17 protein-coding genes and 1 rRNA gene are annotated in these 21,582 nt (G+C 72.2%); 13 read left to right on the top strand and 5 right to left on the bottom strand.

Annotated elements, in window-relative coordinates:
* Positions 1–93 (top strand): 5S ribosomal RNA (rrf, locus tag ACIRR9_RS52860); the annotation flags it as partial.
* Between the two features lie 1,359 nt (positions 94–1,452).
* Positions 1,453–2,244 (top strand): tetratricopeptide repeat protein, encoded by a 792-nt coding sequence (locus ACIRR9_RS52855; RefSeq protein WP_403768270.1) that lies wholly within the window; start codon positions 1,453–1,455, stop codon positions 2,242–2,244.
* Between the two features lie 99 nt (positions 2,245–2,343).
* On the opposite strand, the gene ACIRR9_RS52850 is transcribed toward ACIRR9_RS52855, so the two are convergent.
* Positions 2,344–3,627 (bottom strand): DUF1015 domain-containing protein, encoded by a 1,284-nt coding sequence (locus ACIRR9_RS52850; protein WP_403768264.1) that lies wholly within the window; start codon positions 3,625–3,627, stop codon positions 2,344–2,346.
* A gap of 85 nt (positions 3,628–3,712) precedes the next feature.
* On the opposite strand from ACIRR9_RS52850, the gene ACIRR9_RS52845 reads away from it, so the two are divergent.
* The 4 genes from ACIRR9_RS52845 to ACIRR9_RS52830 all read left to right on the top strand — a co-directional run bounded on the left by ACIRR9_RS52845 (position 3,713) and on the right by ACIRR9_RS52830 (position 7,753).
* The gene (locus ACIRR9_RS52845; protein ID WP_403768261.1) at positions 3,713–4,741 is read left to right on the top strand and encodes an HAD hydrolase-like protein; all 1,029 of its coding nucleotides are present in this window, start codon (positions 3,713–3,715) and stop codon (positions 4,739–4,741) included.
* Between the two features lie 83 nt (positions 4,742–4,824).
* The gene (locus ACIRR9_RS52840; protein ID WP_403768258.1) at positions 4,825–5,868 is read left to right on the top strand and encodes a FecCD family ABC transporter permease; all 1,044 of its coding nucleotides are present in this window, start codon (positions 4,825–4,827) and stop codon (positions 5,866–5,868) included.
* Positions 5,865–6,902: a FecCD family ABC transporter permease gene (locus tag ACIRR9_RS52835; RefSeq protein WP_403257144.1), complete on the top strand. Its 1,038-nt coding sequence runs from the start codon at positions 5,865–5,867 to the stop codon at positions 6,900–6,902. Before ACIRR9_RS52840 ends, ACIRR9_RS52835 begins: the two co-directional genes overlap by 4 nt.
* Positions 6,899–7,753, top strand: a complete 855-nt coding sequence (locus ACIRR9_RS52830) for an ABC transporter ATP-binding protein (protein WP_403768254.1) — start codon at positions 6,899–6,901, stop codon at positions 7,751–7,753. The genes ACIRR9_RS52835 and ACIRR9_RS52830 overlap by 4 nt, the downstream gene beginning before the upstream one ends.
* Here ACIRR9_RS52830 and ACIRR9_RS52825 read toward each other — a convergent pair.
* Positions 7,737–8,084 carry a sterol-binding protein gene (locus ACIRR9_RS52825; protein ID WP_403768251.1) on the bottom strand — a complete coding sequence of 116 codons (348 nt, stop codon included), beginning with the start codon at positions 8,082–8,084 and terminating at the stop codon, positions 7,737–7,739. The two genes, ACIRR9_RS52830 and ACIRR9_RS52825, sit on opposite strands and share 17 nt — an antisense overlap.
* 42 nt (positions 8,085–8,126) lie before the next feature.
* On the opposite strand from ACIRR9_RS52825, the gene ACIRR9_RS52820 reads away from it, so the two are divergent.
* The 5 genes from ACIRR9_RS52820 (at position 8,127) to ACIRR9_RS52800 (ending at position 13,575) form a co-directional block, all read left to right on the top strand.
* On the top strand, positions 8,127–8,450 hold the full coding sequence (locus ACIRR9_RS52820) for a hypothetical protein (RefSeq protein ID WP_384561712.1): 324 nt from the start codon (positions 8,127–8,129) through the stop codon (positions 8,448–8,450).
* 7 nt (positions 8,451–8,457) lie between these two features.
* Positions 8,458–9,273: a TlyA family RNA methyltransferase gene (locus ACIRR9_RS52815; protein WP_403768247.1), complete on the top strand. Its 816-nt coding sequence runs from the start codon at positions 8,458–8,460 to the stop codon at positions 9,271–9,273.
* On the top strand, positions 9,270–10,175 hold the full coding sequence (locus ACIRR9_RS52810; protein WP_189269084.1) for an NAD kinase: 906 nt from the start codon (positions 9,270–9,272) through the stop codon (positions 10,173–10,175). Before ACIRR9_RS52815 ends, ACIRR9_RS52810 begins: the two co-directional genes overlap by 4 nt.
* A gap of 236 nt (positions 10,176–10,411) precedes the next feature.
* Positions 10,412–12,139, top strand: coding sequence for a DNA repair protein RecN (recN, locus tag ACIRR9_RS52805; RefSeq protein WP_403768268.1), 1,728 nt, complete (start codon positions 10,412–10,414; stop codon positions 12,137–12,139).
* Between the two features lie 299 nt (positions 12,140–12,438).
* A complete protein-coding gene (locus tag ACIRR9_RS52800; RefSeq protein WP_403768244.1) occupies positions 12,439–13,575 on the top strand; it encodes a glycosyltransferase family 4 protein in 1,137 nt (378 codons plus the stop codon).
* Here the strand turns inward: ACIRR9_RS52800 and ACIRR9_RS52795 are convergent.
* The 3 genes from ACIRR9_RS52795 to ACIRR9_RS52785 form a co-directional block, all read right to left on the bottom strand.
* Positions 13,572–15,215 carry a PucR family transcriptional regulator gene (locus tag ACIRR9_RS52795; protein WP_403768241.1) on the bottom strand — a complete coding sequence of 548 codons (1,644 nt, stop codon included), beginning with the start codon at positions 15,213–15,215 and terminating at the stop codon, positions 13,572–13,574. The genes ACIRR9_RS52800 and ACIRR9_RS52795 overlap by 4 nt on opposite strands.
* A gap of 43 nt (positions 15,216–15,258) precedes the next feature.
* Entirely contained in the window at positions 15,259–16,641 is a 1,383-nt protein-coding gene (locus ACIRR9_RS52790) for an FAD-binding oxidoreductase (RefSeq protein WP_403768238.1), read from the bottom strand.
* Positions 16,642–16,732: 91 nt separating this feature from the next.
* Complete coding sequence (locus tag ACIRR9_RS52785; protein WP_365351880.1) at positions 16,733–18,535, bottom strand: glycoside hydrolase family 15 protein; 1,803 nt, start codon at positions 18,533–18,535, stop codon at positions 16,733–16,735.
* A gap of 516 nt (positions 18,536–19,051) precedes the next feature.
* On the opposite strand from ACIRR9_RS52785, the gene ACIRR9_RS52780 reads away from it, so the two are divergent.
* Together ACIRR9_RS52780 and ACIRR9_RS52775 are read left to right on the top strand one after the other, a co-directional pair.
* Positions 19,052–20,722 carry a CTP synthase gene (locus ACIRR9_RS52780; RefSeq protein ID WP_403768235.1) on the top strand — a complete coding sequence of 557 codons (1,671 nt, stop codon included), beginning with the start codon at positions 19,052–19,054 and terminating at the stop codon, positions 20,720–20,722.
* Between the two features lie 86 nt (positions 20,723–20,808).
* The gene (locus ACIRR9_RS52775; protein WP_365351870.1) at positions 20,809–21,435 is read left to right on the top strand and encodes an NUDIX hydrolase; all 627 of its coding nucleotides are present in this window, start codon (positions 20,809–20,811) and stop codon (positions 21,433–21,435) included.
* The last annotated feature ends 147 nt before the right edge of the window (positions 21,436–21,582 follow it).

The raw sequence follows: 21,582 nt of genomic DNA, 5'->3' as shown, positions 1-21,582 counted from the left end.
ACGCCCGGTTACATTCCGAACCCGGAAGCTAAGCCTCACAGCGCCGATGGTACTGCAGGGGGGACCCTGTGGGAGAGTAGGACGCCGCCGAACAATCTTTGGAGGACCCCTGGTCACCAGCGTTCAGCTGGGACCGGGGGTCCTTTTGTTTTTACAATGCTTGCGGTACCGAAGACAGGAGTCACCATGTCCACCAACTCGCCCGACGACCGACCGGAGCGCGACCAGCGGCGACGGGACAGTGGTGACCGCGGTGATCGTGGCGGATACCGCGGGGACCGCAACGACCGTGGAGATCGCGGCGGTTACGGCCGTCGGGACGACCGTCGGGACGACAACCGCAGCGGTGGCGGCGGCGGTTACGGCCGACGTGACGACAACCGTGGTGGCGGTGGTGGCTATGCCCGCCGTGACGACCGGCGTGACGACAGCCGTGGTGGCGACCGTCCCCCCTTCCGCCGCGACGACCGCCGTGACGACAGCCGGGGCGGCGACAACCGCGGTGGTGGCTACGGCCGTCGGGACGACAACAGAGGCTCCCGTCCGTCGTTCCAGCGCGACGACCGCGGCGACCGGGGCGGTTTCCGCCGTGATGACCGCCGTGATGACAACCGGCGTGACGACAATCGCGGTGGCGGTGGTGGCTATGCCCGCCGTGACGACCGGCGTGACGACAGCCGTGGTGGCGACCGTCCCCCCTTCCGCCGCGACGACCGCCGTGATGACAACCGGGGCGGCGACAACCGCGGTGGCGGTTACGGCCGTCGGGACGACAACCGCAGCGGTGGCGGTTACGGCAGGCGTGATGACAACCGTGGCGGCGGCTACGCTCGCCGCGATGACCGCGATCGTGGTGACCGGGACCGCGGGTTCCGCCGTGACGACCGGCGTGACGACAGCCGTGGTGGCGACCGTCCTCCCTTCCGCCGTGACGACCGTGGTGACCGTCCGGCTCCCGCTTTCCGTCGTGACGACCGTGGTGACCGTGGTGACCGTCCGGCTCCCGCCTTCCGGCGCGACGACCGTGACGACCGAGGCGGCTACGGCCGCAGGGACGACCGTCGCGATGACAACCGTGGTGGCGGTGGTGGCTATGCCCGCCGTGACGACCGGCGTGACGACAGCCGTGGTGGCGACCGTCCCCCCTTCCGCCGCGACGACCGCCGCGACGACCGCCGCGACGACCGCCGCGACGACCGCCGCGACGACCGCCGTGACGACAGCCGGGGCGGTGACCGCGACACCCGCGGCGGCTTCCGTGGCCGTGACGACCGCGGCCGTGACGATCGTGGCCGCGCCCCCCGCCGTGACGACAGCCGCGGTGGCGGTTACGGCCGGCGTGACGACAACCGTGGCGGCGGTGGCGGTTATGCCCGCCGTGACGACCGCCGCGGCGGCGGCCGCTTCCGTGACGAGCGGGAGCGGGACCGCGATCGCGAGCCGATCAAGCGGCTGCCGATCCCGGAGGACGTCACCGGCGACGAGATCGACAAGGACGTACGGCAGGAGCTGCAGAGCCTGCCCAAGGGGCTCGCGGAGGACGTCGCCAAGAACCTGGTGATGGTCGCGCGGCTCATCGACGAGGACCCCGAGGGTGCCTACGGCTACTCCAAGGTGGCCCTGCGGCTGGCGTCCCGTGTCGCCGCCGTGCGCGAGGCGGCCGGGTTCGCCGCGTACGCGAACCAGAAGTACTCCGAGGCGCTCGCCGAGTTCCGGGCCGCGCGGCGGATGACCGGCACCGTGGACCTGTGGCCGGTGATGGCCGACTGCGAGCGCGGGCTCGGCAGGCCGGAGAAGGCGCTGGACATGGCCGGCGCCCCCGAGGTGCACAAGCTCGACAAGGCAGGCCAGGTCGAGATGCGGCTCGTCGCGGCCGGCGCCCGGCGTGACATGGGGCAGCTGGACGCGGCGATCGTGACGCTGCAGAGCCCCGAGCTGGCCTCCAGCTCCGTACAGCCGTGGACCGCGCGACTGCGGTACGCCTACGCCGACGCCCTGCTGGCCGTCGGCCGTACCGACGAGGCGCGGGAGTGGTTCGCCAAGGCCGTCGAGGCCGACCGGGACAGCAGCACGGACGCCTCCGACCGGCTGGCCGAGCTGGACGGGGTCGAGTTCGTCGACGCCCTGGACGAGGACGACGAGCCCAGGGAGACGACGGAAGAGGCCGAGGCCGACACCGACACGGACACCGAGAAGGACACCGACCCGGACACGGACGCTGACACGGACACCGAGAAGGACTGACCTCGGCGTGTGACACAGAGGGCAGGCTCCCGTCGGGGCCTGCCCTCTTTCGCTTCCAGAGCCTTAGGAGCCTTCGGAGGCTCTGAAGGCCCGAAGCACTCACACGTCGAGCGCCCGCAGTACCAGTCCCGACGCCGGCTTCGGGCCGAAGGACGTCGACTTGCGGGGCATCGTCACGCCCTGGCGGGCCAGGTCGCGCACGACCTCCTCGCGGACCGGGTGCAGCAGGACCGCCGTACCGCCGTCGCGTTCGGCTTTGGCGACCGTCGCGGCGGTGTCGTGGATGTACGCGATGTGCGCGTGCGAGTCCTCGGGGATGTGCCAGACATGTTCGAGGAGCGTGGTGTGCAGGACGGTGGCGTCCAGGGTGCGCCAGGCGGCCGGGCGGTCGGCGGGGACCGTGCGGGCCAGGAGGTCCGGGTCGGGGCGGTCCAGCAGGTGGAACGTGCCGTCACCGGCCAGCAGGAACGCGTTGCCGGCACAGGCCGCGTCCGCGAGCGCCTCCTGGGCCTTCGGCAGCGGGACGTCGAGCCGGCGTACCCGGAAGTGGCCCTCGACGGCCGCCAGCGCGTCCGCGACCGGCAGACCGTGCAGCAGGCGGTGGATGGCGCGGACGCGCAGCGGGTAGCGGGCGGTGTCGACGAGGAGGACCAGGCCGTAGTCCCAGGGGCTGGGGGAGGCGTGCTCCGCGCGTAGACGAAGGTATGTGGCCCAGCGGTGGTGGCCGTCGGCGATCAGGGCCTGGTGGTGGGCCAGGTCGGACTGGACGCGGGCCACCTCGGCGGGGTCGGTGATCGACCAGAGGCGGTGGTGGAAGCCGTCCTCGGTGGTCGTGGCGAGGAGCGGGGGGCGGTCGGCGACCTTCTCGACGATCTCGGCGGTCGTGCCGTTGCCGCGGTAGGTCAGCAGGAGGGGTTCGAGGTTCGCCGAGGTGGCGCGCATCAGGGCCGCGCGGTCGGCGACGACCGGGGGCATGACCTCCTCGTGCGGCAGCACCACGCCCTCGGACGGCTCCGAGACCCGCAGGGCGCCGATGACGCCCCGTTGGAGCATGCCGTTGCCGTCGTGCTGCTCGTACACGTACAGACCCGGTTCGGGATCCACGGTGAGGATGCCCTCGGCCTGCCAGCGGTGCAGGGTGTCGGCCGCCTGCTCGGTGCCGGCGCTGGGGGTGCCGGCCTGCGGAAGGATGAGGCGGACGATGTTGTGCGGGTCGGCGGACTGGAGGTGGTGCACGCCGTCGGGGCGTACCACGACGTCGTACGGCGGGGAGGTGACGGCGGCCAGACTGCCGACCCGGTCGGGGTCGTAGCGAAGGCCTCGGAACGGGGTGAGTTCCAGGCCTCGGCGCTCCGTTGCTTCCGAGTGACCTGCAGTGTTCATCCCGGCATCGTACGTGTGTCAGTGGCGTGCGGGATGATCGGTGGGGAAAGGCGGGTCGACGAAGAGTGACAAGGAGCGATGGGGAATGAGCCAGGGCGCCAGGACTGGTCCCGAGGGCAGCGGACAGGCCCTGAGCACGGCGTATGACACGGCGCTGCTCGATCTGGACGGGGTGGTGTACGCGGGCGGAAGCGCCATTGCGTATGCCGTGGAGTCGCTGGAGGTGGCCCGGTCGGGCGGCATGCATCTGGCGTACGTCACCAACAACGCGCTGCGGACACCGGACGCGGTGGCCGGGCATCTCACCGAGCTGGGGATCCCGACGGACGCCGGTGATGTCATCACCTCGGCGCAGGCGGTGGCGCGGTTGATCAGCGAGCAGGTGCCGGCGGGGGCGCGGGTGCTGGTGATCGGCGGGGAGGGGCTGCGGGTCGCACTGCGGGAGCGCGGGCTCGAACCGGTGGAGTCGGCGGACGACGATCCGGCGGCGGTGGTGCAGGGGTTCGGCGGTCCCGATCTGACGTGGGGGAGGTTCGCCGAGGCGTCGTACGCGGTCGCGCGCGGGGTGCCGTGGTTCGCGTCCAACACCGATCTGACGATTCCCAGCGGGCGGGGGATCGCGCCGGGCAACGGCGCTGCGGTCGAGGTGGTCCGGATCGCGACGGGGGCCGAGCCGCAGGTGGCCGGGAAGCCGCTGCCGCCGATGCACCGGGAGACGATCCTGCGGACGGGCGCGAAGCGGCCGTTGGTGGTCGGGGACCGGCTGGACACCGACATCGAGGGCGCGTTCAACGGCGGGGTCGACTCGCTGCTCGTGCTGACCGGTGTCACCGACGGACGACAGCTGCTCGCCGCGCCGCCGCAGCACCGGCCGACCTATGTCGACGCCGATCTGCGCGGGTTGCTGACCGGGCAGCCCGAGGTCACGGCGGACGGTGACGGGTTCCGGTGCGGCGGCTGGACGGCGACCGCGGGGGCCGACCGGCTGGAGCTGGAGGGTGACGGCGAGGCGCTCGACGGGCTGCGGGCGCTGTGCGCGGCGGCCTGGACGGCGGCCGGCGAGGGCTCCTGCGGGCTGGACGGAGGCAAGGCGCTGGCGCGGCTCGGACTCTGAACAAGGTCTCGGGGCGCTGCATCGCAGCGGTTCACAGGGACCAGGCATCGAGCGCGCATGCGAGGGTAGGCTAACCTAACCTCGTGTTGGTCGACAGTCCTCCCGAACCGCGCGCGGAGACCGCCCCCGCGCCCCCAACCCGCCGGGCGATACGGGCCCTTGGGCTCCTCGGCTCCGTCGTGATCCTGGTGCTCGTCGCTCTGGCGAGCATCGCGATCGGGGCGAAAGAGCTGCCGCTGGACCAGGTCTGGCACGGTCTGTTCCACGACACGGGGACCTACGGCGACGTGGTCGTCGGCGAGCGGCTGTCGCGGACCGTCCTCGGACTGCTCGCCGGGGCCGCCCTCGGCCTGTCCGGGGCGGTGCTCCAGGCGCTCACCCGCAACCCCCTCGCCGACCCCGGGCTGCTCGGCATCAACGCGGGCGCGTCGGCCGCCGTGGTCACCGCCATCACCTTCTTCGGCGTCACCACGCTGAACGGCTATGTGTGGTTCGCCTTCTTCGGGGCGGCCGCGGTGGGTGCGCTGGTGTGGTTCCTGGGCGGCAGCCGGGGCGCCACGCCGGTACGGCTCGCGCTCGCCGGTACGGCGATCAGCGCCGCGCTCTACGGCTACCTCCAGGCCGTGATGATCACGGACGACGCGGCGCTCGGCAAGATGCGTTTCTGGACGGTCGGTTCGCTGGCCTCGGCCTCCGACTCCACGATCCTCCAGGTGCTGCCCTTCCTCGCGGTCGGCACCCTGCTCGCCCTGGGCCTCGCCCGGCCGCTGAACGCCGTGGCGATGGGCGACGACACCGCCCGCGCCCTCGGCGCGAACCTCACCCGCACCCGGGGCCTTGCCATGCTCGCCGCCATCGTGCTGTGCGGCGCGGCCACCGCCGCCTGCGGCCCGATCGCCTTCGTCGGCCTGATGGTCCCGCACGCGGTGCGCTCCGTCACCGGCCCCGACCTGCGCTGGATCCTGCCGTACGCGACGGTCCTGTCACCCGTGCTGCTGCTCGGCGCCGATGTCATCGGCCGGGTCGTCGCCCGTCCCTCGGAGCTCCAGGTCGGCATCGTCACCGCGATCATCGGCGGCCCGGTCTTCATTCTTCTCGTACGACGGCGGAGGACGGCCCAGCTGTGAGGAACACGCGTACCCTGCGCACCCCCGGCGGGCTCTCCCTGCGGACCGACGTACGCGCGCTCGTCGTCGTGGTCGCGCTGCTGCTGGCCGCGTCCGCCGCGAGCGTCGTGCTGATCGGCACCGGCGACTTTCCGATCTCCTTCGCAGACGTGCTGAAGACGCTGGCCGGCAACGGCACGGCCGGGCAGGACTTCATCGTCAACGAACTGCGGCTGCCGCGCGTTCTGGTCGGCCTGCTGGTCGGCGCCTCGCTCGGCCTCGGCGGCGCCCTCTTCCAGGCCGTCTCCCGCAACCCGCTGGGCAGTCCGGATGTGCTCGGTCTGTCCCAGGGGGCGACCTCCGGTGCGCTCGTCGTCATCGTCCTGATGTCCGGGAGCGCCACCCAGGTCACGATCGGCGCGCTCGCGGGCGGGCTGCTGACCGGGCTCGCCATCTACCTTCTTGCCTGGAAGCAGGGTGTGCACGGTTACCGCCTGGTCCTGGTCGGTATCGGCGTCTCCGCGATCGTCACCGCGGTCAACGGCTATCTGCTCACCAAGGCCGACCTGGTCGACGCGACCCGCGCGATCGTCTGGATGACCGGCTCGCTCAACGGCCGTGACTGGAGCCAGGTCTGGCCGCTCCTCGCGCTGTGCGCCGTCCTCGTCCCGCTGGTCCTCGCCAACGCGCGCGGCCTGCGCATGATGGAGATGGGCGACGACGTGTCGTACGCGCTCGGGGTGCGGGTGGAGCGGGTGCGGATGCTGCTGATGGTGTCGGCCGTCCTGCTCACCGCGGCCGCCACCGCCGCCGCCGGTCCGGTCAGTTTCGTGGCGCTCACCGCCCCCCAGCTCGCCCGCCGCCTCACCCGTTCGCCCGGCCCCAACCTGCTGCCCTCCCTCTGCATGGGCGCCGCCCTGCTGGTCACCGCCGACTGGGCCTCGCAGCGCGCCTTCGGCGCCGACCAGCTGCCGGTCGGTGTGGTCACCGGCGTCCTGGGCGGGGTCTACCTGCTCTGGCTCCTGGTCACCGAACGCAAGGCGGGCCGGATATGAGCGTGATCCCCCAGCCAGTCAGCGAGTCAGACAGCAAGAGGAGCACTGTGAACCGCCTGTCCGCCGAGAACGTCACCCTCGCCTACGACCAGCGGGTCATCGCCGAGCAGCTGTCGGTGGAGATCCCGGACAACTCCTTCACGGTGATCGTCGGCCCCAACGCCTGCGGCAAGTCGACGCTCCTGCGCGCACTGTCCCGGATGCTCCGGCCCAGCCAGGGCCGGGTGCTGCTCGACGGGCAGGTCATCCAGTCGATGCCCGCGAAGAAGGTCGCCCGCACCCTCGGTCTGCTGCCGCAGTCGTCCATCGCGCCCGACGGCATCACCGTCGGCGACCTGGTCGGCCGCGGCCGCTACCCGCACCAGGGCATCCTGCGCCAGTGGTCCGCCGAGGACGAACGGGTCGTGCGGGAGTCGATGGCGCAGACGGGGGTCGCCGAACTCGCCGACCGGTACGTGGACGAGCTGTCCGGCGGTCAGCGGCAGCGCGTCTGGATCGCCATGGCCCTCGCCCAGCAGACCCCGCTGCTGCTCCTGGACGAGCCGACCACCTACCTGGACATCCAGCACCAGATCGACGTCCTCGACCTGTGCGCCGAGCTCCACGAGGAGCAGGGGCGCACGCTGGTCGCCGTGCTCCACGACCTCAACCACGCGGCCCGGTACGCCACCCACCTGATCGCGCTCAAGAGCGGCCGGGTCGTCGCCGAGGGCGCCCCGAACGACATCGTCACCGCCGAACTGGTCGAGGAGGTGTTCGGGCTGCGCTGTCAGATCATCGACGACCCGGAGACGGGGACGCCGCTGGTGGTGCCGGCGGCCCGGAAGGCCAGGGTCACAACAACTTCCTGAGCCGGAACAGGTCCAGCAGGTTCGCCTCCAGCCGCACCCGGCCCGAGCCCCAGGCCCCGGCGAAGTTCAGCTCGCCGTCGACCAGGGCCACCAGGTCGTCACCGGCCATGGCGAGTCTGATCTGTGCCTTCTCCCGAGGCGGCCCGGTGAAGGTCTCCTCCACCTCGATGCGGCCCCCGGTCAGCCGGCCGGCGAAGGTGACGTCCAGGTCGGTGATGTGGCAGCTCACCGAGCGGTCCATGGCGGCGGCCGCGCGGACATCGCCCTCGGCGCCGCCCATGCTGTGCGAGAGCTTGTCGAGTGCGGCGCGGCACTCCTCGATCGTGGCCATCGCGATCGACGGTACCCCAGCGGTTCGGGGTAGCGTCGGGGCATGACCGACTCTGTGCCCGAGGGCCAGGTGGCGGAGGCGGCGGAAACGGACCCGGTCGCGGTACCGGTCGAACCCGGGTACGACCCCGCCGCCCCCGCCCCGATCGACATCCCCCGCATCCCCACCGGCAACGCCGAGGTCGACGCCCAGCTCGACCGGCTGGGCGACGCCGACCACCTCGCCACGGACGGGCATCTGGAGGTGTACGAGGATGTACACCGGGGGCTGCGCGACGCGCTCACCGCGCTCGACGCCCGCCCGGGACCTGCGGGACCCCCGGGGCCCCCGGTGCCTTCACCGTCGTACCACCAGAGCAGGAGCTGAACCCACCGTGGCAGGAGTCGCACGTCGCCGTCTGGACGCGGAACTGGTCCGCCGGAAGCTGGCGCGCTCGCGCGAGCACGCGAGCCAGCTGATCGCCGCCGGGCGGGTCACCGTCGGCAAGACCGTCGCGACCAAGCCGGCCACGCAGGTGGAGACCGCCGCGGCGATCGTCGTGCAGAGCGACGACGGCGATCCCGAGTACGTGTCCAGGGGTGGGCACAAGCTTGCGGGCGCGCTGCAGGCGTTCGTACCGCAGGGGCTGGAGGTGGCCGGACGGCGGGCGCTGGACGCCGGGGCGTCGACCGGCGGGTTCACCGATGTGCTGCTGCGGGCGGGGGCCGCGCACGTCGTCGCCGTCGACGTCGGATACGGCCAACTCGCGTGGTCTCTGCAGAGCGATGAACGCGTCACCGTCAAGGACCGTACGAACGTACGCGAGTTGACGCTTGAAGCGATCGATGGGGAGCCTGTGGATCTTGTCGTGGGTGATCTGTCCTTCATCCCGCTCGGGCTGGTGCTGCCGGCCCTGGCGCGGTGTGTGAAGCCGGACGCCGACCTGGTGATGATGGTCAAGCCGCAGTTCGAGGTGGGCAAGGAACGACTGGGCAGTGGTGGTGTCGTACGGAGTCCGCAACTGCGGGCGGAGGCCGTACGGGGGGTTGCCGAGAGGGCGTGGGGGCTGGGGCTAGGGGTGAAGGGTGTCACCGCCAGTCCGCTGCCCGGGCCGTCCGGCAACGTCGAGTACTTTCTGTGGCTGCGGGCCGGCGCACCCGAGTTGGATCCGGCCGACGTTGACCGTGCAGTGGCGGAGGGGCCGCGTTGACTCAGAACCGAGCTCGTACTGTTTTCCTGCTGGCCCACACCGGGCGGCCCGCGGCCATCCGCAGCGCCGAACTCGTGGTCAAGGGGTTGCTGGCGGCCGGGGTCGGCGTACGGGTCCTTGATTTCGAGGCCGCGGACCTGCCGCTGCCCGACGAGGTCGAACTCGTCGAGGAGGCCTCGCCGCACAGCCTCGACGGCTGCGAGCTGCTGATCGTCCTCGGCGGTGACGGGACGCTGCTGCGCGGCGCCGAGTTCGCCCGCGCCTCCGGGGTGCCGATGCTCGGCGTCAACCTCGGCAGTGTCGGCTTCCTCGCGGAGGCCGAGCGGGACGACCTGGACAAGGTCGTCGACCGGGTGGTGAGCCGGGCGTACGAGGTCGAGGAACGGATGACCGTCGACGTCGTCGTGCACCGCAACGGGGACATCGTGCACACGGACTGGGCGCTGAACGAGGCGGCCGTCCAGAAGGCGGGCGCCGAGAAGCTCCTGGAGGTCGTGCTGGAGATCGACGGGCGGCCGGTGACGGGCTTCGGCTGCGACGGCATCGTGCTGTCGACGCCGACCGGGTCCACCGCCTATGCCTTCTCCGCCGGCGGGCCGGTGGTGTGGCCGGAGGTGGAGGCGCTGCTGATGGTGCCGATCTCCGCGCATGCGCTGTTCGCGAAGCCGCTGGTGACATCGCCGGACTCGGTGCTGGCGGTGGAGGTGCTGCCGCACATCCAGCCGGGGGTGCTGTGGTGCGACGGGCGCCGGACCGTCGAGCTGCCGCCGGGGGCGCGGGTCGAGGTGCGGCGGGGAGCTGTGCCCGTGCGGCTGGCTCGGCTGCATCACGCGTCGTTCACGGACCGGCTGGTCGCGAAGTTCGCGCTGCCGGTCTCTGGATGGCGGGGGGCGCCGCACTAGCGGTTCGTGGGGGCCGGTTTCGGTGCGTCGGCGGGTGCGGTTGCGTGGGGGCTGGTCGCGTAGTTCCTCCCCCAGCCTTCGGCCGGGGGGACCCCCAGCGCCCCTGGTAGGGACACTCGCCGGAGCATCGAGGCGCGGCCCGTGTCCCTTCGGGGCGGTTCTCCACTCGCGTGGGTGACAGGGTGCCTCGCGCTTCTCCTGCCCTACCTCGTAAGGTCTTCCCCGTGCTGGAAGAAATGCGGATACGGTCCCTCGGAGTCATCGACGATGCCGTCGTCGAGCTGTCGCCGGGGTTCACCGCCGTCACCGGTGAGACCGGTGCGGGCAAGACCATGGTGGTCACCAGCCTGGGGCTGCTGCTCGGTGGGCGGGCCGATCCCGCGCTCGTGCGGATCGGCTCCGAGAAGGCGGTCGTCGAGGGACGGGTGACCGTGCCCCCGGGCACCTCCGCGGTCGTACGGGCCGAGGAGGCCGGTGCCGAGCTGGACGACGGGGCCCTGCTGATCAGCCGTACCGTTTCCGCCGAGGGGCGCTCCCGGGCGCACCTGGGCGGGCGGAGCGTGCCCGTGGGGCTGCTCGCCGAGCTCGCCGACGACCTGGTGGCCGTGCACGGGCAGACCGACCAGCAGGGTCTGCTGAAGCTGAACCGGCAACGGCAGGCCCTCGACCGGTACGCGGGCGACGGGGTCGCCGTACCGCTGGCCAAGTACGGCGAGGCCTACCGGCGGCTGCGGGCCGTCGCGACCGAGCTGGAGGAGATCGTCACCCGCGCGCGTGAACGGGCCCAGGAAGCCGACATGCTGCGCTACGGGCTCGACGAGATCGCCGGTGTGGAGCCGAGGGAGGGCGAGGACGTCGAGCTCGCCGAGGAGGCCGAGCGGCTCGGGCACGCCGAGGCGCTGGCGTCGGCCGCCACCGCCGCGCACTCCGCCCTCGCGGGCAACCCCGAGGACCCCGAGGGCATCGACGCGGCCACCCTCGTCGCGGGCGCTCACCGGGCCCTGGAAGCCGTACGGTCGCACGACCCGGCGCTGGCCGCACTCGCCGACCGGATCGGTGAGATCGGGATCCTGCTGGGCGATGCGGCGGGGGAGCTGGCGGGCTACGCCGACGACCTGGACGCCGATCCGCTGCGGCTCGCGGCCGTGGAGGAGCGGCGTGCCGCACTCACCGCGCTCACCCGCAAGTACGGCCGGCACGGCGACGGTATCGACTCCGTGCTGGCGTGGGCCGAACAGGGCGCCGCCCGGCTGACCCAGCTCGACGGCGACGACGAGCGGATCGAGGAACTCACCGCCGAGCGGGACGCCCTCCGTGCCGAACTGGGCGGGCTCGCACAGGCGTTGACCGACGCGCGCACCGAGGCCGCCGACCGGTTCGCGGCCGCCGTCACCGCCGAACTGGGCTCCCTCGCGATGCCGCACGCGCGCGTGTCCTTCGCCATCAGGCAGACCGAGGACCCGGAGGGCGTGGAGGTCGACGGGCGGACCGTGGCGTACGGGCCGTCCGGTGCCGACGAGGTCGAGCTGCTGCTCGCCCCGCACCCCGGCGCCCCGCCCCGCCCGATCGCCAAGGGCGCGTCCGGGGGTGAGCTGTCCCGCGTGATGCTCGCGGTGGAGGTCGTCTTCGCGGGCACGGACCCGGTCCCGACGTACCTCTTCGACGAGGTCGACGCGGGCGTCGGCGGCAAGGCGGCGGTGGAGATCGGGCGCCGGCTGGCGAAGCTCGCCAAGTCGGCGCAGGTGGTCGTGGTCACCCACCTCCCACAGGTCGCCGCCTTCGCGGACCGGCAGCTGCTGGTCGAGAAGACCAACGACGGCACGGTGACACGATCGGGCGTGAAGGTCCTGGAGGGCGAGGAGCGGGTCAAGGAGCTGTCCCGCATGCTGGCGGGCCAGGAGGACTCGGAAACGGCACGGGCACACGCGGAAGAGCTCTTGGCAACGGCACGAGCTGACAAGTGAGGCGGGGGCCGGGCGCCCCGTAAGGGGCGCTGGGGGTACCCCCGGCCGAAGGCTGGGGGAGGAACTGCGCGAGCAACCACGAACCACCCGCAGCCGCCCACGCTCCGAAACCTCCCCCACGGTCGCCCCCTCCGCACTCATCTCAACATTTTCATCACTCTCCCGGGTGACACACTCCGGCGCATGCCCCGCCCCGCCCCGGTATGCCCCACCCGGAGCTCCGCACCGGCCCCCTCGGCCCGATACCTTCTGTACGTACCCTCGTGACCGCCCCGAAGCCGAACCAGGAGCCCGGCCGCGTGAGCCTCGTGAGCAGCAACGCACCGCTCGGTCAGTCGCCCCTGCGCACCGTTCAGGTGCTCGGCGGCGGCAACGCCGGAAGCAGCGCGCACGTGCGTTCGCTGACCGCCGGCCTTGTCGCGCGGGGCGTGCGGGTCACGGTGTGCGCCCCCGCCGAGGCCGACCGGGCCTACGACTTCTCCGGCGCCGGCGCCGACCATGTGCACGTGCCCCGCAGCAGCGACCCCGGGTCGGTCGCCGCGCTGCGCGCGGCCTGCACCGATGCCGACCTGGTGCACGCCCACGGCCTGCACGCCTCCTTCCGGGCGGTGCTGGCCCTGAGCGGCCGCAGTACCCCCCTCATCGTCACCTGGCACAACCGCGCGCACGCCGAAGGCGCCCGGGCGCATCTGCTGAGGATGCTGGAGCGGCGGGTGGTACGGGCGGCCGCCGTGGTGCTCGGGACGACCTCCGACCTGGTGGACCGGGCCCGCCGTACCGGCGCCCGGGACGCCCGTCTCGCCGCGATCGCGCTGCCCGGCCTGCGGCGGCCCGTGGAGCAGGACGAGGCGGAGCTGCTGCGCCCCAAGGTGCGGGCCGAACTCGGCGCGACCGGACGGCCGTTGCTCATCGCCGTCGGCTCCCTCGAACGGCATCGCGGCTACGACGTCCTGCTGGACGCGGCGCACGCCTGGTGCCGGCTCGATCCGGTGCCGCTCCTGGTCATCGCGGGGGAGGGGCCGCAGCGCGCGGAGTTGCAGCGACGGATCGAGGACGAGGATCTGCCCGCCCGGCTCATCGGGCGCCGCGACGACGTCGCCGAGCTGCTCGCCGCCGCCGATCTGGCGCTGCTGCCCAGCAGTTGGGAGTCCCGCTCGGTCCTCGCACAGGAGGCCCTGCAGGCAGGCGTGCCCCTCGTCGCGACGGCCGTCGGCGGGGTCCCCGACCTCGTCGGCGACGCGGCCGAACTCGTCCCGTACGGCGACGCGCCGGCCCTTGCGAGCACCGTCGTACGCCTGCTCGGCGACCCCGAGCGCTGCGAGGAACTGCGCGCCAAGGGCACCCGGCAGGCGGCGAGCTGGCCGACGGAGGACGAGACCGTGGCGCAAGTGCTCAGCGTGTACGACGAGTTGACGCAGCCCCGGCCGCTTGCCTAGGAGGCGTGCCTGCGGGCCCGCAGCGCCAGGCTCAACGCCAGTACCACCTGCGGGTCGTCGAGGTCCGTGCCCAGCAACTCCCCGATGCGGGCGAGGCGGTTGTAGAGGGTCTGGCGGTTGAGGTGGAGCTCGCGGGCCGTCTCCGCCTTGCGGCCCGCGTGCGCCAGATAGGTCTCCAGGGTGGGCAGCAGCGGCGGCCTGGAGCGGTTGTCGTGGTCGCGGAGGGGGCCGATCGCGCGGTCCACGAAGGCCGCGAGGTCGGGGTGGTCGCGCAGCCGCCACAGGAGGAGGTCGATGTCGAGGCTCCGGGCGTCGTACCAGGGGCGTTCGGAGAGGCCCTGGGCGGCCGTCGCCGTCTCGGCCGCGTGCCGCAGCCCCGCGGACGCCGCCGCCCAGCCGCCGGCCGCCCCGACCACCACGACCGGGAGAGCGGCCCCGGGGCGCTGCATCCCGGCGCGCTCCACCCCCGCCCGCAGCGCCGCCGCGACCCGGTCCGCGACCGCCGTCCGCTCCGTCTCCGAACGCAGGCCCAGCAGCAGGGGCACACGGCCCTCGACCGGTCGTACGCCGAGCAGGACGGGGACGCCCACGGCCGCCAGCTCCTCGCCGACCGCACGGGCCAGCACCGCCCAGCCCCCGCCGGGGGAGAGGGAGTCGCCGACCCGCATGACCACCGGCAGCAGCGGGCTGTTGCCGGGCTTGAAGCCGAGGACGCGGGCCTGGGCCGGGGCGTCCTCCGCGGTGATACGGCCCTCGGCGAGGTCGGTCAGGAAGTCGCCGCGCCCGCGGGCCGCCAGCTCCTCCTCCTGGCGGGCCTGCATCAGGACGACGGCCAGGATGCCCGCGGCCCGCTCGGCGGCGATGCGGTGGACGGGCGCGAGGGGCGCCCTGACCGGCAGCAGGACCAGCCGGCCGCGCACCGATCCCGTCCCCGGCCCGCCGCCCGGCACGTCCACCAGGACCGTCCCGGCCGGCGGCGGCGCGTCCTTGTGCTGGCCGCGCATCCCCTCCCACACCTGGAGCGGGTCCGCGCCCTCGGGCCCTGACCCGGCGGCGTACAGCAGCTGGCCGTCGGGCGTCTCCAGGAACACCGGGTTGCCGCTGAAGTCGGCCAGGATGGCGAGCACCTGGGGAATCCCGCCGCCGCCCAGCAGGGCCCCGGTGCAGCGGCGGTGCACCTCCTCGGCACGCTGGAGGAGCGTGTAGTGGTGGTTGACGATCTCGGTGTGGATCTCCTCCGTCACCGTCACGAAGGGCACCTCGCGGTGCAGCACGACGAGCGGCAGCCCGGTCGCCCGGGCGGTGTCGACGAGGGTGGCGGGCAGCCTGGAGAAACGCGCGCCCAGCTCCACCACCAGGGCGGCGATGCCCCGCTCGGCGAGCGTGCGCACGAACGCCCGCTGGTCGGTGGGCCGGGTGCCCAGGCCGTAGCCGGTGGTGAGCAGCAGCTCGCCGCCCTTCAGCAGCGAGGCGATGTTCGGCACCTCGCCCGTGTGCACCCAGCGCACGGTCCGGCCCAGCCGGTCGGCGCCCGCCAGGATCTCCGGGAGCCCACTGCGCAGCCCGGGCAGCTCCAGCGCCCGCTGCACGGTGATCCCGGCGCCCTGAGACTCGAATCCGCTGCCCGTACCGCTGTCCATGGAGCGGACGCTACCTGGGCGAACGCGGTCACGGCACCTTCCGTCACAACGGTTCGATGTTGTGGTTGAAGCGGAACACGTTGTCCGGGTCCCACCGCCGCTTCACCTTGCCGAGCCGCAGCGCGTTCTCCACGCCCAGACCGGCCCGCACCCGCTCGGAACCCTCGTCGCCGACGAGGTTGGGACAGACCGCGCCGGTGGACCAGGGCCGGACGCCGGCGCGGACCCCCCGCACCCAGGCGATCACCCGCTCGTCGTCGCCCGGGTCCGCCCAGCTGCCGAAGGGGTGCACCACCCAGGGCGCGCCGCGGTACGCCACCGGGTACTCTGCCGGTCCCGAGGCGACCGCCCCGCCCTGCGGGAACAGCAGCAGCCGGGTACCGGTCGGCACCGGCATACGGTCCGCGCGTTCGCAGCAGACGTCCACCGCCGCGTCGGGCAGCGAGGCCAGGCACTCGGCGGACCAGTGATCGCGCAGTCCGGAAGGACTGTCGAGCAGGCACTGCACCTCGGTGTACGGCATCGGGCCGACGGCCTCCGCCTCGTGCGGCAGCGCGAGCAGCGGCCCGGCGAGCTCGCGCAGGCCCTCCTCGCCGCCCGCATACGTGACCAGCGCGGTGCACAGCAGCCTGCCCACCAGGTGCTCGGGTACGGAATCCGCAGGCGGGCCCGTCCCGAACAGGACCGCGCCGCCGACCTCGTCCGGCCCGGTGCCGATCACCTCGCGGAAGGCGCGGACGACGTCAGGGCCGAACGACGGCGGGTACAGCAGCAGCGCGACGTGGAACACCGGCAGTTCGTGCAGCTCCAGGGTGAGCGCGGTGGCGACACCGAAGTTCCCGCCCCCGCCGTGCAGGGCCCAGAACAGCTCAGGGTTCTGGTCCGCGTCGGCGTGCACGCGCTCGCCGTCGGCGGTGACCAGCTCGACGCCGATCAGGTTGTCGACGGCGGGCCCGAAGACACGGTCCAGCCAGCCGGAGCCACCGCCGAGCACGAAGCCGCCTACCCCGGTGTCGGACGCCCGGCTACCGGTGGTGGCGAGACCGTAGGGCCGGGTCGCCCGGTCCAGCTGTCCGATGGTGACCCCACCCTGTACACGTACGGCTTCCGCCGCGGGGTCGACAGTCACCTCGTGCATCCGGCGCAGGTCCACCACGAGCGCGCCGTCGGCTGACGCCCAGCCCGCCACACTGTGCCCGCCCCCGCGCACCGCGATCTTCAGATCCAGCTCCCGCCCGAACCGCACGGCACGCACCACGTCGGCGTCCCCCGCGCACTGGGCGATCACGGCCGGCCGCCGGTCGACCATGCCGTTGAAGACGGCGCGGACTTCGTCGTACCCCGGGTCTCCCGGAGCGAACACATCGCCGACCAGATCCTCACGGAGCACGGCGAGAGCCGTGTGTGCCTTGGAGCGGGCACCCATGACTACGAGCCTAAGCTGCAGCGCGCCCCAAAGGGGCGCGGGGGAACTGCGCGACCAGCCCCCACGCACCCGCAGACGACCGACGCGGCTGCTACCCCCCGTACGCGCCGGACGCAGTCAACCGCAGCGCCGTATCGATCAACGGCACATGACTGAACGCCTGCGGGAAGTTCCCCACCTGCCGCTTCAGCCGCGGATCCCACTCCTCCGCCAGCAACCCGAGGTCGTTCCGCAGCGCGAGAAGCTTCTCGAACAGCTTCCGCGCCTCGTCGACACGCCCGATCATCGCGAGGTCGTCGGCCATCCAGAACGAGCACGCCAGGAAGGCCCCCTCGTCCCCGGGAAGCCCGTCCACGCCCTCCTCGCCGCCCGAGGTCGGGTAGCGCAGGATGAAGCCGTCCGGCGTGGACAGCTCCCGCTGGATCGCCTCGATCGTGCCGATGACCCGCTTGTCGTCCGGCGGCAGGAACCCCATCTGGGGGATCAGCAGCAGCGACGCGTCCAGCTCCTGCGAGCCGTACGACTGCGTGAACGTGTTCCGCTCCTTGTCGTAGCCCTTCTCGCAGACGTCCCGGTGGATGTCGTCGCGCAGTTCCTTCCAGCGCTCCAGCGGCCCGTCCGCGTCCCCGGACTCGATCAGCTTGATGGTGCGGTCCACCGCGACCCAGGCCATCACCTTGGAGTGCACGAAGTGCCGGCGCGGGCCGCGGACCTCCCAGATGCCCTCGTCGGGCTCGTCCCAGTGGTCCTCCAGGTAGCGGATGAGCTTCAGCTGGAGCAGGGACGCGTAGTCGTTGCGGGCCAGGCCGGTCATGTGGGCCAGGTGCAGGGCCTCGGTGACCTCGCCGTAGACGTCCAGCTGGAGCTGGTGCGCCGCGCCGTTGCCGACCCGGACCGGGGCCGAGTTCTCGTAGCCGGGCAGCCAGTCCAGCTCGGCCTCGCCCAGCTCCCGCTCGCCGGCGATGCCGTACATGATCTGCAGGTTCTCGGGGTCGCCCGCGACCGCGCGCAGCAGCCACTCGCGCCAGGCGCGGGCCTCCTCGCGGTAGCCGGTGCGCAGCAGCGAGGACAGGGTGATGGCCGCGTCGCGGAGCCAGGTGTAGCGGTAGTCCCAGTTGCGGACGCCGCCGATGTCCTCCGGCAGGGAGGTCGTCGGGGCCGCGACGATACCGCCCGTGGGGGCGTACGTCAGCGCCTTGAGGGTGATCAGCGAGCGGACCACGGCCTCGCGGTACGGGCCGTGGTACGTGCAGTGCTCGACCCACTCGCGCCAGAACTCCTCGGTCGCCTCCAGCGACTGCTCGGGCTCCGGCAGCGGCGGCGGCTCCTTGTGCGAGGGCTGCCACGAGATGGTGAAGGCGATCCGGTCGCCGGGGGCCACCGTGAAGTCGGCGTAGGTGGTCAGCGACTTGCCGTAGGTCTCCGCGGAGGTGTCGAACCACACCGAGTCGGGGCCCGCGACGGCGACCGTACGCCCGTCGTGCTTGTGCACCCAGGGGACCACCCGGCCGTAGGAGAACCGCATGCGCAGGACCGAGCGCATGGGGACCCGGCCGGTGACGCCCTCGACGATGCGGATCAGCTGGGGCGCGCCGTCACGCGGGGGCATGAAGTCGGTGACCCGGACCGTGCCGCGCGGGGTGTCCCACTCCGACTCCAGGATCAGCGAGTCGCCCCGGTAGGTGCGGCGGGCCGCGGTCGGCGGCTGCGAGTCGGCCGCGTGTGCCGGGCCGAGCCGCCAGAAACCGTGTTCCTCGGTGCCCAGCAGACCGGCGAAGATGGCATGCGAGTCGAAGCGGGGCAGGCACAGCCAGTCCACTGTGCCGTCCCGGCAGACCAGGGCAGCGGTCTGCATGTCTCCGATGAGTGCGTAGTCTTCGATGCGCCCGGCCACGTGCAACTCCAGTCGAACGGCCACGTCACCCCCCAGGCAAACGGGGGGCTGTCGCTAGTGCGGTCAAGGGGGGTTGTTGTTGTGCGTCGTTGAGCGGTGAAGCAAAGCAGTCCGCCGTGCCCTGAGGCAAAACGACAGTCATAGCTCAACGAACTGCCAAGCTCTCGTTGTTCCGGGAGCGACGGGCGGGGGTGTGCCGTCTGTTCCGGCCGGGCTCGGCAGCGAGTGTCCGAGCAGGATACGACGCACGTAGATGATCTGCGTGCCGCTCCGGGCAACCCGTGTGGGCCGAACGAGTGAGCTGTGCGTGATATCCACGTTAACCGGGAGCGTCTGTGTGCCGACGTGTGCACGGAGCGTGGCCGGGGGCCATCTCTCCGAGGCGCTGATACCCTGGTAGCCCGTGGACCGGTGGGCACGAAACCCCCGAACCGCAGCGACGGCACCACCCCGGAAACTCCAGGACGGCAGCCGTACCGCACGACAGATCGCGACCACGGGAGCCCCCTCTTGGCCATGCCGCCGAAATCTACGACGACCAAGCACATCTTCGTCACCGGGGGTGTCGCCTCCTCGCTCGGCAAGGGCCTCACCGCCTCCAGCCTGGGCATGCTGCTCAAGGCCCGCGGCCTGCGCGTCGTGATGCAGAAGCTCGACCCGTACCTGAACGTCGACCCGGGCACGATGAACCCCTTCCAGCACGGTGAGGTGTTCGTCACCAACGACGGCGCCGAGACCGACCTGGACATCGGCCACTACGAGCGCTTCCTCGACCGCGACCTGGACGGCTCCGCCAACGTCACCACAGGTCAGGTCTACTCCACGGTGATCGCCAAGGAGCGGCGCGGCGAGTACCTGGGCGACACCGTCCAGGTCATCCCGCACATCACCAACGAGATCAAGCACCGCATCCGCCGTATGGCCACCGACGAGGTCGATGTCGTCATCACCGAGGTCGGCGGCACGGTCGGCGACATCGAGTCGCTGCCGTTCCTGGAGACCGTCCGCCAGGTCCGGCACGAGGTCGGCCGGGACAACGTCTTCGTGGTGCACATCTCGCTCCTGCCGTACATCGGCCCGTCCGGCGAGCTGAAGACCAAGCCCACCCAGCACTCCGTGGCCGCCCTGCGGAACATCGGTATCCAGCCCGACGCGATCGTGCTGCGCTGCGACCGCGAGGTCCCCACCGCCATCAAGCGCAAGATCTCGCTGATGTGCGACGTCGACGAGGCCGCCGTGGTGGCCTGCCCGGACGCCCGCTCGATCTACGACATCCCGAAGACCGTGCACGGCGAGGGCCTGGACGCCTATGTCGTCCGCAAGCTGGACCTGCCGTTCCGTGATGTGGACTGGCGGACCTGGGACGACCTGCTGGACCGCGTCCACAACCCCGACCACGAGATCACCCTCGCGCTGGTCGGCAAGTACATCGACCTGCCCGACGCCTACCTCTCGGTCACCGAGGCGCTGCGCGCCGGCGGCTTCGCCAACAAGGCCCGCGTGAAGATCAAGTGGGTGACGTCGGACGACTGCAAGACCCCGGCCGGCGCCGCCGCCCAGCTCGGTGACGTCGACGGCATCTGCATCCCGGGCGGCTTCGGCGACCGCGGTGTGCTCGGCAAGGTCGGCGCCATCCGCTTCGCCCGCGAGAACCGGATCCCGCTGCTCGGCCTCTGCCTGGGCCTGCAGTGCATCGTGATCGAGGCCGCGCGCAACCTGGCCGACATCCCGGACGCCAACTCCACCGAGTTCGACTCCGCCACCGGCCACCCGGTCATCTCCACCATGGCCGAGCAGCTCGACATCGTCGCCGGCGAGGGCGACATGGGCGGCACCATGCGCCTGGGCATGTACCCGGCGAAGCTGGCCGAGGGCTCCATCGTGCGCGAGGTGTACGACGGCAAGGAGTACGTCGAGGAGCGGCACCGCCACCGCTACGAGGTCAACAACGCCTACCGCGCGGAGCTGGAGAAGAAGGCCGGCATCCTGTTCTCCGGCACCTCCCCGGACGGCAAGCTCGTCGAGTACGTCGAGTACCCGCGCGACGTCCACCCCTACCTGGTCGCCACCCAGGCGCACCCGGAGCTGCGCTCCCGCCCGACCCGCCCGCACCCGCTGTTCGCGGGCCTGGTGAAGGCCGCCGTCGAGCGTCAGCAGGCCGACGGCGAGCAGCCGAATTCGAAGTAACACACCTGCTTGTACGGTGGCCGGGGTGCATACCTTCAAAGGGTGGGCACCCCGGTTTTCCTCGTGTACGTCTGGAAGGGCCAGTCATGACGATCAAGGACACCCCCGAGGAGTGGGAGATCCGTGCGACGGAGACCCCCTTCGTGGGCAACAAGACCTCCGTCCGTACGGACGAGGTGGTCATGCCCGACGGCACGGTGGTCCGCCGTGACTACCAGGTCCACCCCGGCTCGGTCGCGATCCTCGCCCTCGACGAGGAGGACCGCGTGCTGCTCATCCGCCAGTACCGGCACCCGGTCCGGCAGAAGCTCTGGGAGATCCCGGCCGGCCTGCTCGACGTCCCCGGCGAGAACCCGCTGCACGCGGCCCAGCGCGAGCTGTACGAGGAGGCACACGTCAAGGCCGAGGACTGGCGGGTGCTGACCGACCTGTACACCACCCCCGGCGGCTGCGACGAGGCCGTACGGATCTTCCTGGCCCGGAATCTGTCCGAGGCCGAGGGGGAGCGCTTCGAGACCGAGCACGAGGAGATCGACCTGGAGTACGCGCGCGTGCCGGTCGACGAACTGGTGCGCCTGGTGCTCGCCGGCGATGTGCACAACAACTGCCTCGTGACGGGTGTCCTCTCCCTGGTCGCCGCCCGCACCGGCGACGGCCTCGACGCGCTGCGCCCGGCCGACGCGCCCTGGCCGGCCCGCCCCTTCGAGGCCTGAACCCATCGGATCCGCCCTTCGGGGGTGCCGGTATGACCATCGCCTGATCCGATCGGGCGATGTGCCCGCCGTGCTCCGCCAGGAACGTCCTCGCACGTGAACTAGGCTCGATGCGATTGAGCCGAAACGCCCGAACCGGAGTCCCGG

It is taken from the genome of Streptomyces sp. NPDC101234 (genome assembly GCF_044767525.1).
Classification (GTDB): Bacteria; Actinomycetota; Actinomycetes; order Streptomycetales; family Streptomycetaceae; genus Streptomyces; species Streptomyces sasae.
This window is presented reverse-complemented; position numbering and strand designations above follow the sequence as displayed.

Excerpts from the sequence above, each read along its gene's own strand:
- ACIRR9_RS52850 (WP_403768264.1), bottom strand. The coding sequence starts at position 3,627 with ATGAACACTGCAGGTCACTCGGAAGCAACGGAGCGCCGAGGCCTGGAA.
- ACIRR9_RS52845 (WP_403768261.1), top strand. The coding sequence starts at position 3,713 with ATGAGCCAGGGCGCCAGGACTGGTCCCGAGGGCAGCGGACAGGCCCTG.
- ACIRR9_RS52830 (WP_403768254.1), top strand. The coding sequence starts at position 6,899 with ATGAGCGTGATCCCCCAGCCAGTCAGCGAGTCAGACAGCAAGAGGAGC.
- ACIRR9_RS52825 (WP_403768251.1), bottom strand. The coding sequence starts at position 8,084 with ATGGCCACGATCGAGGAGTGCCGCGCCGCACTCGACAAGCTCTCGCAC.
- ACIRR9_RS52820 (WP_384561712.1), top strand. The coding sequence starts at position 8,127 with ATGACCGACTCTGTGCCCGAGGGCCAGGTGGCGGAGGCGGCGGAAACG.
- recN (WP_403768268.1), top strand. The coding sequence starts at position 10,412 with ATGCGGATACGGTCCCTCGGAGTCATCGACGATGCCGTCGTCGAGCTG.
- ACIRR9_RS52795 (WP_403768241.1), bottom strand. The coding sequence starts at position 15,215 with ATGGACAGCGGTACGGGCAGCGGATTCGAGTCTCAGGGCGCCGGGATC.
- ACIRR9_RS52790 (WP_403768238.1), bottom strand. The coding sequence starts at position 16,641 with ATGGGTGCCCGCTCCAAGGCACACACGGCTCTCGCCGTGCTCCGTGAG.
- ACIRR9_RS52780 (WP_403768235.1), top strand. The coding sequence starts at position 19,052 with ATGCCGCCGAAATCTACGACGACCAAGCACATCTTCGTCACCGGGGGT.
- ACIRR9_RS52775 (WP_365351870.1), top strand. The coding sequence starts at position 20,809 with ATGACGATCAAGGACACCCCCGAGGAGTGGGAGATCCGTGCGACGGAG.